General features: G+C 71.5%; 17 protein-coding genes. 14 read left to right on the forward strand and 3 right to left on the reverse strand.

The window, feature by feature from the left end; translation table 11 throughout:
- Positions 1–74: 74 nt before the first annotated feature.
- From ACQFYA_RS05140 to ACQFYA_RS05160, 5 genes are all read left to right on the forward strand, one after another.
- Positions 75–446 carry a hypothetical protein gene (locus tag ACQFYA_RS05140; RefSeq protein ID WP_499122007.1) on the forward strand — a complete coding sequence of 124 codons (372 nt, stop codon included), beginning with the start codon at positions 75–77 and terminating at the stop codon, positions 444–446.
- A complete protein-coding gene (locus tag ACQFYA_RS05145; RefSeq protein WP_499122009.1) occupies positions 446–1,885 on the forward strand; it encodes a hypothetical protein in 1,440 nt (479 codons plus the stop codon). Before ACQFYA_RS05140 ends, ACQFYA_RS05145 begins: the two co-directional genes overlap by 1 nt.
- Before the next feature lie 81 nt (positions 1,886–1,966).
- Positions 1,967–2,635, forward strand: coding sequence for a hypothetical protein (locus tag ACQFYA_RS05150; RefSeq protein ID WP_499122010.1), 669 nt, complete (start codon positions 1,967–1,969; stop codon positions 2,633–2,635).
- The gene (locus ACQFYA_RS05155) at positions 2,632–3,261 is read left to right on the forward strand and encodes a hypothetical protein (protein ID WP_499122012.1); all 630 of its coding nucleotides are present in this window, start codon (positions 2,632–2,634) and stop codon (positions 3,259–3,261) included. Before ACQFYA_RS05150 ends, ACQFYA_RS05155 begins: the two co-directional genes overlap by 4 nt.
- Positions 3,258–4,064: a hypothetical protein gene (locus ACQFYA_RS05160; RefSeq protein WP_499122013.1), complete on the forward strand. Its 807-nt coding sequence runs from the start codon at positions 3,258–3,260 to the stop codon at positions 4,062–4,064. The genes ACQFYA_RS05155 and ACQFYA_RS05160 overlap by 4 nt, the downstream gene beginning before the upstream one ends.
- A gap of 39 nt (positions 4,065–4,103) precedes the next feature.
- Here the strand turns inward: ACQFYA_RS05160 and ACQFYA_RS05165 are convergent, their stop codons facing one another.
- Positions 4,104–4,352: a hypothetical protein gene (locus ACQFYA_RS05165; protein ID WP_499122014.1), complete on the reverse strand. Its 249-nt coding sequence runs from the start codon at positions 4,350–4,352 to the stop codon at positions 4,104–4,106.
- A gap of 206 nt (positions 4,353–4,558) precedes the next feature.
- On the opposite strand from ACQFYA_RS05165, the gene ACQFYA_RS05170 reads away from it, so the two are divergent.
- On the forward strand, positions 4,559–4,894 hold the full coding sequence (locus ACQFYA_RS05170; RefSeq protein WP_499122016.1) for a hypothetical protein: 336 nt from the start codon (positions 4,559–4,561) through the stop codon (positions 4,892–4,894).
- Between the two features lie 73 nt (positions 4,895–4,967).
- Here the strand turns inward: ACQFYA_RS05170 and ACQFYA_RS05175 are convergent, their stop codons facing one another.
- A complete protein-coding gene (locus ACQFYA_RS05175; RefSeq protein ID WP_499122017.1) occupies positions 4,968–5,171 on the reverse strand; it encodes a hypothetical protein in 204 nt (67 codons plus the stop codon).
- Here ACQFYA_RS05175 and ACQFYA_RS05180 point away from each other — a divergent pair.
- Complete coding sequence (locus ACQFYA_RS05180) at positions 5,163–5,675, forward strand: hypothetical protein (protein WP_499122019.1); 513 nt, start codon at positions 5,163–5,165, stop codon at positions 5,673–5,675. The genes ACQFYA_RS05175 and ACQFYA_RS05180 overlap by 9 nt on opposite strands.
- On the opposite strand, the gene ACQFYA_RS05185 is transcribed toward ACQFYA_RS05180, so the two are convergent.
- Positions 5,653–6,261, reverse strand: coding sequence for a hypothetical protein (locus tag ACQFYA_RS05185; protein ID WP_499122020.1), 609 nt, complete (start codon positions 6,259–6,261; stop codon positions 5,653–5,655). The genes ACQFYA_RS05180 and ACQFYA_RS05185 overlap by 23 nt on opposite strands.
- Before the next feature lie 141 nt (positions 6,262–6,402).
- Here ACQFYA_RS05185 and ACQFYA_RS05190 point away from each other — a divergent pair, with 141 nt between their 5' ends.
- From ACQFYA_RS05190 to htpX, 7 genes are all read left to right on the forward strand, one after another.
- Positions 6,403–7,008, forward strand: coding sequence for a hypothetical protein (locus ACQFYA_RS05190; protein WP_499122021.1), 606 nt, complete (start codon positions 6,403–6,405; stop codon positions 7,006–7,008).
- 152 nt (positions 7,009–7,160) lie between these two features.
- Positions 7,161–7,457, forward strand: a complete 297-nt coding sequence (locus ACQFYA_RS05195) for a WXG100 family type VII secretion target (RefSeq protein WP_430574541.1) — start codon at positions 7,161–7,163, stop codon at positions 7,455–7,457.
- A 105-nt stretch (positions 7,458–7,562) separates the two neighbouring features.
- Positions 7,563–8,153, forward strand: coding sequence for a hypothetical protein (locus tag ACQFYA_RS05200; protein ID WP_499122022.1), 591 nt, complete (start codon positions 7,563–7,565; stop codon positions 8,151–8,153).
- 192 nt (positions 8,154–8,345) lie between these two features.
- Positions 8,346–8,642 carry a WXG100 family type VII secretion target gene (locus ACQFYA_RS05205; protein WP_499122024.1) on the forward strand — a complete coding sequence of 99 codons (297 nt, stop codon included), beginning with the start codon at positions 8,346–8,348 and terminating at the stop codon, positions 8,640–8,642.
- A gap of 127 nt (positions 8,643–8,769) precedes the next feature.
- Entirely contained in the window at positions 8,770–9,348 is a 579-nt protein-coding gene (locus ACQFYA_RS05210) for a hypothetical protein (protein WP_499122025.1), read from the forward strand.
- 192 nt (positions 9,349–9,540) lie between these two features.
- On the forward strand, positions 9,541–10,953 hold the full coding sequence (locus ACQFYA_RS05215) for an FAD-dependent oxidoreductase (RefSeq protein WP_499122027.1): 1,413 nt from the start codon (positions 9,541–9,543) through the stop codon (positions 10,951–10,953).
- Between the two features lie 122 nt (positions 10,954–11,075).
- Complete coding sequence (gene htpX / locus ACQFYA_RS05220; RefSeq protein ID WP_499122029.1) at positions 11,076–11,969, forward strand: zinc metalloprotease HtpX; 894 nt, start codon at positions 11,076–11,078, stop codon at positions 11,967–11,969.
- Positions 11,970–11,978: the final 9 nt, after the last annotated feature.

An 11,978-nucleotide genomic window follows, 5' to 3' on the forward strand; every position in this document is an offset into this window, starting at 1 on the left:
TCGACCGGCACCGTCGCCCTCGGCTACGGTGCTGCCCGGCGACGAGACGACGAGCTGCGTGACGAGGGGGAGCTGTGGCCGGGTACGACCTGTCCATCGACATGGAAGAGTTGCGCACTCTTGCCGAGGACCTGAAGACGATCAAGGACGAGTTCGAGGGTGCTGACGACCGCGCGGAGGACGCCGCGGACGCGACCGGCCACGACGAGCTCGCCGGCAAGGTCAACGACTTCGCGGACAAGTGGCGCATCAAGCGCGAGGAGATGACGGGGAACGTCGTCAAGCTCCAGGGCGTCGTCCAGCAGATCGTCGACACGTTCACGGAGGTCGACACGTCGCTCGCGAAGGCCCTCGAGGACGCGGCCGAGAAGGCCCCGGACAAGAAGAAGCCCGAGCCGGCAAGCAACGGCGGAGGACATGTCGGTGGCGGGGGAGGAAGCTGGTAATGGCCGACACTCAGTGGCAGAAGCTCGACGGGAACGCCGAGCTCGTGCGCAGCAAGGGCAAGAAGTACCAGGAGATCGCCGACGCCATCGAGCGTGCGACCTCGACCCTGGACGCCATCGTCGACGACGCGAGCACCACCGCCAAGTCGATGGACGAGACGAAGAAGCTGGCCTCCGATGTCAAGGAGGACATCTCCAAGGCGACAGAGCGGTACCGGTACACCGGCGACGCCCTGGTCGCGTACTCGACGAGCCTCGACTCGGCGATCTCCGATTCGGAGACGGCAGCGACGCAGATCGCCGCGCTCGAGGAGGACCTCGCCTCGGCCCGGACGACGGCGAACAACGCGCAGCAGGAGGCCGACGACCTGCCGAAGGACGCGCCCCAGGGCGACGTCGACGGCGCGACGTCCGCGGCGACCTCGGCCGCCGCGCGGGTGACCGGCCTGGAGGGCGATCTCGCCCACTGGCAGGGTCGGTGGAACGACGCCAAGGGCGACAAGGACTCCGCCGCGACCACTGCGAAGAACAAGATCGACGAGGTCGTCACCGGGGCGAAGGTGAACGACCTCGAGGACGGCTTCTGGGACAAGGCCGGTGAGGTCTGGGACAGCATCTACAAGGTCGTCAAAGTCATCTGCGACATCGCCGGCATCCTGGCGATCTTCCTCTCCTGGGTCCCGATCCTCGGGCAGGTCCTGCTCGTGCTCGCGGCTGTCGGCGCGATCCTCGCGGTCGTCGACGCGGTCTTCAAGGCCGCCAGAGGGCAGGGCTCCTGGTGGGGAGTGCTGGGGGCCGCCGGTATGGCCGCCCTGACCCTCTTCGGCGGCAAGGCGATCAGCGTGCTCGCGAAGTACAGCAAGTCGCGGACGGTCGTGCAGACGGCCTCGCGCATGTCGCCCAAGGATGCGAAGAACGTCTTCGGGACAGCCACCCTCAAGAGCACGCGCAAGGTCTTCGCGCAGACGAACGGCCAACGGGTCACCGAGGTCCTCAAGTCGCCGTTCATCCGTTCGGCGGCCGACAAGCAGGTCGCGGGCCTGTTCCGCGGCGGGAACGTGGGGCAGGGGCTCAAGACCATGTTCCCGAACCCGTTCACGGGCACCGGCATGCGCACGATCTTCGGCAACGAGGATGTGACCGACATGTACAAGTTCATGAACATGGCCAACAACCGGCTCCCCGCCATCAACGGGACGATGGTCATCGACGGCGTCACCGCGGGGACGTCGGCGATCGCCGCCGTTGGCGGGCACGGCATCACGGTGTTCAACGGCCTCCGGAACGGCGTCTCGTTCGCCAACGAGATGGGTGTCGGGGACTTCGGCGACGCGGTCTCGCCGGGTGTCAGCCTCGGCACGTCCGGGATGGGCGGGCCGTACGGCGGAATCATCGGGAACGGCCTGAGCCTGGCCGGCGGGGTCCCGAACCCCAGCTGACGGCCAGGTCCGCGGCCGGCTCGGATGAGGCCGCACCTAGGATGGTCGCCGTCGCGCAGCATCGAACAAGGAGACCGACAGGTGACACGCAGGGTGGCTGGGTACGAGCTCGGCCTGGACCGGGGGTGGATCCTCGTGCCGGACGGACTCGGCAACGTCGATGCCTGGGCCCACGAGGTCGCAGCCGGGCTGGTGCGCACGGCCGCGACGGAGGTCACCGCCGAGACTGCCAGCTCCGTGCCGGCGCCGGGCGCCGGGCGCCTGCCGGAGGTCGACCCGGTGGAGTCCCTCGAGGCCCGGATCGCGGACGTGGCGCACTCGGCATCGTCCAGCGGGATCGGTGCGCTCGCGGTCGCGTTCCTCGTGCGACAGCCGTCGTCCGGGGACGTCGACGCGATGCTGACGGTCGTCGCGCAGGCGGGGATCTCGGCGGACGCCTTCGCCGCAGACCTCGAGCGCGTCGTTGCTGAGTCTGACGACCCGCCGTACGTGTACGCCCAGACCATCGACGCGACTGTGCCTGCAGGCGGCGTCCGAGGCGCCCACCTGATGATCGGCCACCTCGACCCCGATCTCGGCGAGGGCGTCGCCCACCTGGAGGAGCGCGTCGCGCTGGGGGTGTTCCCGCCCGACAGCCCCGACATGCTCGAAGTGACGGTCATCGCCAACGGTGTGTCCGTGTTCGACGACATGCCGCAAGAGGTCGTCGACCTCCTCGGGGGCCTGACGGTGGAGCTGGAGGCGGCATGACGCGCAGCGTGAGGTTCCGCGAGGGTCGGATGCGGATCGTCCTCCCGGGGACCTGGTCGAACATCCCGCTGGACGACGAGGAGACCGCCGTCGAGCATGTGCGGCGCCTCGTCCGGCGCCAGGTCGGCAAGGCCGACCGGCTCGCCCGGGCGCGCCGGGAGGCCACCCAGGAGGTTGTCGGGAACGTCCGCGCCGCGATGGCGGCGGGCGTCCACACGTACCTGATGTCGCTCGAGCTGCTCCCCGGGGTCCCGTTCCCCGCCGTGATCCTCGCGCTGGACGAGGAGTGGCCGGCCGCGTCGGCCGAGGCCCGTGCCGCCGGCGACATCGCGGAGGCGCTGCGGGCCGGCTTCCCGAACGGTGAGGTCGAGCCCCAGCGCAACGGACCCGTCGCGCGGGTGGTGGAGATGACCCGGGGGACCACCGGCGAGGGCGACGTCGTCCTGACCATGCGTCTCGAGTACCACATCCCGTACCCGGACGGTTCGAAGCTCCTCATGGCGAGGGTGAACGTCCCCGGCATCCCGTCGGCGGAGCCGTTCGCCACCCTCTTCGACGAGATTCTCGACTCGGTCACCTTCATGGAGCAGGACGACGCGATGCAGCAGGAGCAGGCGGCGACGTGACCACCGCTCCCGGGAAGGACCACACCACGCCGCCTCCGCCGGGCGCGGGTGCGCGGGTGCTTCGGCCGTTCGGGTATCTCCTGATCGGCCTGGTGTGGACAGCGCTGGCGCTGGTGATCTTCGGGCTGGGGCCGGGCATCCTCGTGTTCGTCGCGGTCGACGGGACGATGGAGCTGGGTGGCATCTGGGCAGATCTCGTCGCGCAACCGTCGGAGATGGTGGCGTTCCTCCTGGTGATCCCGATCCTGGTGGTGCTCTGGGGCCCGGGGGTCCTGTGGTACCTGCCGTCGGCGAGCTGGCCGCTGGCGGCGCTGTCGTTCGTGTACCTGGGGCGGTCGCTGAACCCGCGGTTCGCGGGGGAACGGTTGTCACGGACGACGCGGGTGGGCCGTGGGCGCACGATCGGCCTGCCGACCGTCGGCGGCGTCGCGTTGTCGCTGCAGCCGGTGCGGGAGTCCGCGGTGACGCGGTTCCTCATGCGGTTCTACGTGTCGGGCTGGCTGCCCGACGGGCACATGTTCCTGGCGATGCTGCCGGCGGGGGCGGGCTGGCTGCTCGCGCTGGTGGGCCTGGCGCGCGACGTCCCGTCCGGTGCGCGGGTCGTGCTGCTGGTCGCGGCGCTGGCGCTGGTGGTCTGGAGCGTGGTGCTCGCGCGACGGGCGTGGCGGCGCCGGTTCGACGGTGAGCAGGCGACGAAGGAGCGCGGGGCCGTCGCGGACCTCAGCCCGAAGGAGCGCAAGGCACGGCTGGCCGAACTGAGGTCACGACGCGAGGTGAGAATCCGACGCACGTCCCGGCGGTGACGCGTGCGTCGATCAGGCGCGACGCCGGCTGCTCGTTGTCTACTGCTCGTTCCCGGCGGACGCAGCCCGGAGCCCGGCGATCCGTCGGGCGGTCCAGACAGCGCCCACGACGAAGACGAGCACGATCAGGACGACGAGGACCGGCACCGGCCCGAAACCGCCGAGCACCTCGAACCCGGCGAACGCCCCCACGGCGGCGAGGACGACGCAGATCGCCGTCGCCACCAGGATCGGCGTCTCGATCTTCTTCCGTCGAGCCGGGTTGGACGCGACCGGGGGCTGGGGCATCGGTGATTCTCCTCGTTCGGCCCGTCAGCAGGCTTCGTGGGCGATGACGGCCGCACACTACGGGAATTCGTTGATCGACGCAGCCGACGCCGAGTCGATCGCTGGCGAACCAGGCTTGCCACCGACGTGCCGGGTGGTCCGGGGCCGTGAGGGTCGCGGTCGGTTCGCACGTGCAGCAGTGTCAGGAAGCGGAGGAGGACGGCGTGATGGGGGACCCGAGACCGGCGACGCAAGGGTCGGCTCCCGGCGGAATTGCGCTGCTCATCGACGGGACGACGTCGTTCGAGTCCGTCGCGGGCAACCAGTCGACGGCGTCGTGGTTCGTGGTGGGCATCTTCATGATCCCGATCGCGATCGTGCTCTGGGGACCCGTGGTGGGAGGGCGGATGCCCTGCTCGACGTGGCCGCTGGCGGCGCTGTCGTTCCTGGACGTGGTGCGGTCGCTCCGCCCGTCCTTGCTGTCGGGCGTCGCGGCGGTGCGGTCCCTGTGGCGGGGCGGCCGACGCAGGAAGCCAGCGGAGGCCTCATGGCCGGGACGGTGACGGAGGATCCTCGGGGCTCGGCGAGGCGGCGCCCGCCGCCGACGCCGACGGCGGTCGCGTTGCGGCCGATCGGCTACACGCTGATCGGGCTGGTGTGGTTCGTCATCTGGCTGATCGCGGTGGCGATCCTGGCGGGGTCGATCGCGTACTTCGTCATGGAACCGGACCTGGTCGCAGGGCTGCGGGAGCGCTTCTCGAACCCGGGGGACACCGTCGCGATGCTGGTCGTCGTGGTGCCGGTGATGACGTGGTCATGGGACCGGGGGCGGTGTGGCACCTGCCCACGGCGTCGTGGCCGCTGGCGGTGCTGTCGTTCGTCTACGTGGTGCGGTCGCTGCGCCCGTCGTTTGCGCGCGAGAAGCTGTCGTGCACGTCGACGGCGCCGCGCGGGTCGACCTTCGGGCCGCCGACGGGGGGCGACGTGGCGATGTCGTTGCAGCCTGTCCGGCGGTCGCGCTTCACAGACGCGGTGATGCGGTTCTACATCGCGGGGTGGAGCCTCGACGGACGGATGTTCGTCGCGATGCTCCCGGTCGGTCTCGCGTGGTCGACGACGGTCGTCGGGTTGTTCCCGGGCCTGCCGACGCCGGTGCACGTCGCGTTCCTCGTGCTGACCGCCGGGCTAGTGCTGACGTCCGTGGTCCTCGGGGTTCGGGCGTGGCGGTCCCGTTTCGGCGCGCGCCAGGCCCAAGACGGTGACCACGCCGGCTCACTAGCGCCATCACCGGCTCAGATACGTCCTCGACTGGTCTCAGCGGTCAAGCACTCTTGTCGGCCCTGAACTCGGCCTCGAGCGCGGCGACCTGGCGCTTCTGCAGGGCCGCGGCGTCGGGATCTGCCGTCTCCCACAGACCTTCGAGCTCCTTGCGGGCGGCGGCGTCCGGTGCGGCGGCGCGCCAAGCGAGATCGTGGACCCGACGCTCAAGCGCCGGGCGCGCGGCGAGCACAGCGCTCACGTGGCGGGCGCTGTCGGGAGTGCTGGGGCGGGCAGCATCCGCGACGTCGGCGAGAGCCTGGGCCGTGTCGGGGTAGCCGGTGAGTCGCGCCTGGAGGCGCGCGAGGTAGTAGAGGACGGGGCCGCTGACGGGTGCCGCGAGGAAGCCGAGCGCGAACCCCCAGGAGAACTTCCAGGCGGGTTCGGCCGGGACGAGGAGGAAGCTGAGAGCGATGCCCACGACGGTGCAGACGCCGTACCACCAGTAGCCGAGGCGCTCGAGAGCGCGGAACCATCCGGGTACCGGGCCGGAGAACTTGTCCAGCGCGTTGTCGACCTGGGTGACCGCGTCGTGCGCGTCGTCGGTCCCGGGCGCCACGACGATCGGCCGCTCGGACCGCACACCGGTGACCATCCAGCTCAGCTGTGCCATGGCATCCCCTGTTCGCCGATCACGGTGGTGTCGACGCACCACCCTACGGTGGCGTGGGTCGCGGGTGAGCGTCCGCGCGCACGGCACGGCGGGTAGTGTCGCGCATCGTCCGACGTCGTCGTCCGAGAAGCGGGTCCAGCAGTGAGCACCAGGACCAAGCGCGTCGCGTACACCGCGGTCCTCGTCCTCGTCCTCGTCCTCGTCGTGTCCGTGCTGCGCCTGGTGCGCACCCTGGGGGACGGCGACTCCGACGCCGCCGCGATCTGGATCGCGCTGCTCGTCGTGCTGGCGATCGTGGTCGTCACCCTCGCCCTCGTCTCGCGGCGCGCGGCCGGCTGCGCGGCGAACGCGGGCCGGCGCCGGCCCGGCATGCTCGTGGTGCCGGGCTTCACGACGGCGGAGATGCCGGAGATCGCCGCGAGCCTCGGCGCGTCGCGCCAGGGATGGATGCCGATGGGCGGCAGCCCGGTCGCGGTGGTTGCGACGCCCGAGGCGTTCGAGGTGTGGGGCCGCAAGGACACGCGGCCGCGCTGGTCTGTGCGTCGGGGGGCGGACGTCGCCGCCGCCGGGCGCGCGGTCTACGGAATCCGGGAGGCCGCCGCGGTGTGGCTCCGCGACTCCCGGGCCACCGCCGTCTTCGTGCCCGCCTACCGCCCGCTGCGCGCCACGGGTGGCGCCGTCGGCGCCGACGTCGAGCGCGCCGTCGCGGAGCTCAGCGGCGTCGTGCGCCCCGCCGGCGCGGCCTGATCGCCGCCGTCCACCCGTTCGTACCGCCGTCCGTCTCCTGGGATGGGGAGGTCTCCCCATCGACGTGTGCTCGGGGCGGCGGCTAACCTCGTCGCGGACGACGGATCGGCCGAGGGGGCCGGCCGGACCACCGATGAGCTGAGGAGCTTCTCATGGCGAACATGAACGTCACGTACGACGAGCTGCGGTCGCAGGCGGGTCAGCTGCGCAACGGTCAGCAGCAGATGACGGACATCCTGCACAACCTGCAGTCGCAGGTGAACAACCTGGTGTCGTCGGGCTTCGTGACCGACCAGGCGTCGGGTGCGTTCCAGACCTCGTACGAGGAGTTCACGACGGGTACCACGCAGGCCATCGAGGGCCTGGAGGGTATGGCGTCGTTCCTGGAGCAGGCGGCGCAGACGCTGTCGGACGCGGACTCGCAGCTGGCGCAGGGCATCCGCGGCTGATTCTGGCTGTGGCCGGCCCACGGGGTCGGTGCTGTGGAGGGGCGGTCCGGGTTCCGGGCCGCCCCTCGACGCGTGCGTGGCGGGTCGTGCGAAGGGGCGGATCGAGTGGCGTGGATCATCGAGCAGGAGACCGGAGGGCCGGCCCTCGTCGTCCGTCCGGGGGAGGGGGACTCCGAGGCCGTCGCCGAGGCGGTCGACGCGCTGTCATCGGCGGCGACGTCGCTGAAGCCCGCGGTGCCGGGGTGGTATCGCCAGGTCCACCGCGCGCCCTGGCTGGTCTACGTGGCGTGGGGCGCCGTCGTCCTCGTGGTGATGCTCCTGGTCCAGGACGATCCGGTCATCGTCAACGTGCTGATCTCCGCGGCGCTCGCCGGGCTCGTCCTGGGTGTCATCACCCTGCCCCTGCTGACGCGCGCGGCGCGTGGTGGGTCGCGCTTCCGCGCGGTGCGTGCGCAGTACGAGGCGACGCAGCGCGCAGTGCTCGACGTCGTCCGTGTCACCCCGGACGACACCGGTCGGTGGGCGGCAGGGGTCGTGGCCGACCAGCCGACGCGGGTGGGGGAGGTGCACGACCTGCTGTGGACGGCGTCGTCCACGACGCACACCGAGGCGACCCGCGAGTCACGGACCGCCGCCGCGCGCCTGTACACGCTGTGGCAGTCCACGCCCGAGGCCCGTCACGAGGCGGGGGCGTAGCCCGTGGGCGCCGTCGTGTACGAAACCGGACGTCGGTCGCTCTCTTCGAAGGACGACGTCGGTCGGTGCCTCGGGCAGCGGGATGGGGAGGTCTCTCCATCGCCGTGTGCTCGGGGCGGCGGCTAACCTCGTCGCGGACGACGGATCGGCCGAGGGGGCCGGCCGGACCACCCATGAGCTGAGGAGCTTCCGATGTCGAACATGAACGTCACGTACGACGAGCTGCGGTCGCAGGCGGGTCAGCTGCGCAACGGTCAGCAGCAGATGACGGACATCCTGCACAACCTGCAGTCGCAGGTGAACAACCTGGTGTCGTCGGGCTTCGTGACCGACCAGGCGTCGGGTGCGTTCCAGACCTCGTACGAGGAGTTCACGACGGGTACCACGCAGGCCATCGAGGGTCTCGAGGGCATGGCGTCGTTCCTGGAGCAGGCGGCGCAGACGCTGTCCGACGCGGACTCGCAGCTGGCGCAGGGCATCCGCGGCTGATCCCAGCCACCGTCACCGGCGTCGTGCCGGTGAGCCCGAGGGGCGGTCCGGACTCCGGGCCGCCCCGTTCGACACCGTTCGACACCGTCGTACCCCGCCCCGCCCGTCGTCCGCACCGGAGGTTGACATGGACGCCCGCTCGCGCCGCTGGGTCTTTCTCGCGGTGCTCGTGCTCTTCTTCGGGATCTCGGCCACGCGCCTGGTGACCACGGTCCGGCGCGACGGCGTCGAGGGAGCCACGCTGTGGATCGCGCTCCTCGTGGTCGCGCTCGTCGTGGTGGTGACGCTCGCGGTGGTGGTGCGCCGCGCCGGGGCCGTCGCGGCGCACGTGGCGCGGTTGCGGCCGGGCGCCGTCGTCGTCCCGGGGTTCACGACCTCCGAGACCCTCGACGAGGCGCGGGCGGCGGGCGCCGACACCCGGGGGATCGCCGGGGTCGGGGGCAGCCCGGCGGCCCTCGCCGTCGTGGGGGACCGGGTCGAGGTCTGGGTGCGCCGCGAGCCGGGGCCGCGCTGGACCGTGCGTCGCGTGCCCGGCGGGGTCGCGCCGGTCGGCGCCGTCTACGGCACGCGCGAGACGGCCGGCGTGCGGGTGGCCGACGGCGGCGCGGCCGTCACGGTGGTGCCGGCGTACCGGCCGCTGCGCGCGACGGGCGGCCTGGCCGGCGGCGACGTGGCGCGCGCGGTGCGGGAGATGTCCGGGGCCTGAACCGCCCGTCCGGCGCCGGATGCCCGCGGCATCCGTGCCCGATGAGCGAGACGTCGTGTTCACCGGATGAGACTGTTGTGGCACCCTGGGTAAGGCTGGACCCTGAGCAGTGAGGCAACCCTCACCAGTTCGCAGGAGAATCCTCCTAGAATCGAACGCCACGCATCCCCGATCCGGAAGGCGTACCCCGCAGTGAGCAGCATCCGACCTCTGCGCGTCGCGATCGTCGGCGCAGGCCCCGCCGGCATCTACGCCGCGGACATCCTGTCGAAGACCGACCTCGACGTGAGCATCGACCTCTTCGAGCGCCTGCCCGCGCCGTTCGGCCTCGTCCGCTACGGCGTCGCCCCGGACCACCCGCGCATCAAGCAGATCATCACCGCGCTGCACCGCGTGCTGAGCCGCGGCGACGTGCGCCTGCTGGGCAACGTGGACTACGGCGTCGACCTCAAGCTCGACGACCTGCGCCAGTTCTACGACGCCGTGATCTTCTCGACGGGCGCGATCAAGGACGCCGCGCTGCCGGTGCCCGGCATCGACCTGGAGGGCTCGTACGGCGCCGCCGACTTCGTCTCCTGGTACGACGGCCACCCCGACGTGCCGCGCACCTGGCCGCTCGAGGCCAAGGAGGTCGCCGTGCTGGGCGCCGGCAACGTCGCCCTCGACGTCGCCCGGATCCTCGCCAAGCACGCGGACGACCTGCTGCCCACGGAGATCCCGGCCAACGTCTACGACACCCTCCAGGCCTCGCCGGTCACCGACGTGCACGTCTTCGCCCGCCGCGGCCCGGCGCAGGTGAAGTTCTCGCCGCTCGAGCTGCGCGAGCTCGGCCACGTGCCGGACGTCGACATCGTCGTCTACCCCGAGGACTACGACTTCGACGAGGGCTCGATGGCCGCCGTGGAGTCGTCCAACCAGACCAAGCAGGTCGTCAAGACGCTCACGGACTGGACGCTCGTCGACCCGGCCACGCAGAAGGCGTCGCGCCGGCTGCACCTGCACTTCCTGCACGCCCCGGCCGAGGTCGTGGGCGAGGACGGCAAGGTCGTCGGGCTGCGCACCGAGCGCACCGCCCTGCAGGGCGACGGCACCGTCAAGGGCACCGGCGAGCACCACGACTGGCCGGTCCAGGCCGTCTACCGCGCGGTCGGCTACTTCGGCTCGCCGCTGCCGGAGATCCCGTTCGACGAGCTCAAGGGCGTCATCTCCAACCGCGAGGGCCGCGTCGTCGACCTCGACGGCGAGCACATCCCGGGCGTCTACGCCACGGGCTGGATCAAGCGCGGGCCCGTGGGCCTCATCGGGCACACCAAGTCCGACGCGTCCGAGACGATCCGCCACCTCGTGGAGGACGTCACGGGCGTCGGCGACGGCGGCGACGTCGCGACCGGCGACCTCGCCGGCGGTCGTGCCGCGACGCAGGCCGACCCGCAGGCCGTGCTCGACTTCCTCGCCGACCGCGGCGTGGACGTCGTGGAGTGGGCCGACTTCGAGCTCCTCGACGAGCACGAGAAGGCGCTGGGCGAGCCGCACGGCCGCCAGCGCATCAAGGTCGTACCGCGCGACGAGATGCTCGACATCGCCAAGGGCCGCGCCTCCTCCTGACGCGTCGACCGACACCTCGACGGCCCGGGCGGGAACCGCCCGGGCCGTCGGTGCGTTCCACCCGTGGGATCCTGCCGGTGCGCCGGCACCGGCAGGGCGCACGGAAGGAGACGGCAGGACACATGGGCCATCAGCACTTCAACGGTCTCAAGACGGCGGCGCTCTTCGGCGTCATGTGGGCCGTGGTCCTCGGGCTGTGGGCGATCTTCTTCCGCGGCAGCGCGGGCATGCTCGTGATCTTCGTGGGGATCGGCCTCGTCACGACGTTCGTCGGGTACTGGAACTCGGACAAGATCGCGATCCGGGCGATGCACGCCTACCCGGTGACGGAGCTCGAGGCGCCGGAGATGTACCGCATCGTGCGGGAGCTCTCCACGGAGGCCCGCCAGCCCATGCCGCGGCTCTTCATCTCGCCCACCCAGGCGCCGAACGCGTTCGCGACGGGGCGCAACCCCAAGAACGCCGCCGTCTGCTGCACGGAGGGCATCCTGCGGCTGCTCGACGAGCGGGAGCTGCGCGGGGTGCTCGGCCACGAGCTCATGCACGTCTACAACCGCGACATCCTCACGTCGTCGGTGGCGTCCGCGATGGCGGGCGTCATCACGTCGCTGGCGCAGTTCCTGCTGATCTTCGGGGGCGGGGACCGCCGCGAGGGCGGCAACCCGCTCGCGGCCCTCGCGATGGCGATCCTGGCGCCGTTCGCCGCGATGATGATCCAGATGGCGATCTCCCGGACCCGCGAGTACGACGCGGACGAGGACGGCGCCAAGCTCACCGGCGACCCGATGGCCCTCGCGTCCGCACTGCACAAGCTCGAGTCGGGCACGGCCAAGGCGCCGCTGCCGCAGACGCGCGAGCTGCAGAACGTCTCCCACCTCATGCTGGCCAACCCGTTCCGCGGCGCCGGCATGGCGAAGATGTTCTCCACCCACCCGCCGATGGCGGACCGCATCGCCCGCCTCGAGAAGATGGCCGGCGGCAGCGGCTTCGGCCCCGGGGGAATCACCCGCTACTGACCTCCTCGG

This window comes from Promicromonospora sp. Marseille-Q5078, from assembly GCF_050315395.1.
Taxonomy (GTDB): Bacteria; Actinomycetota; Actinomycetes; order Actinomycetales; family Cellulomonadaceae; genus Isoptericola.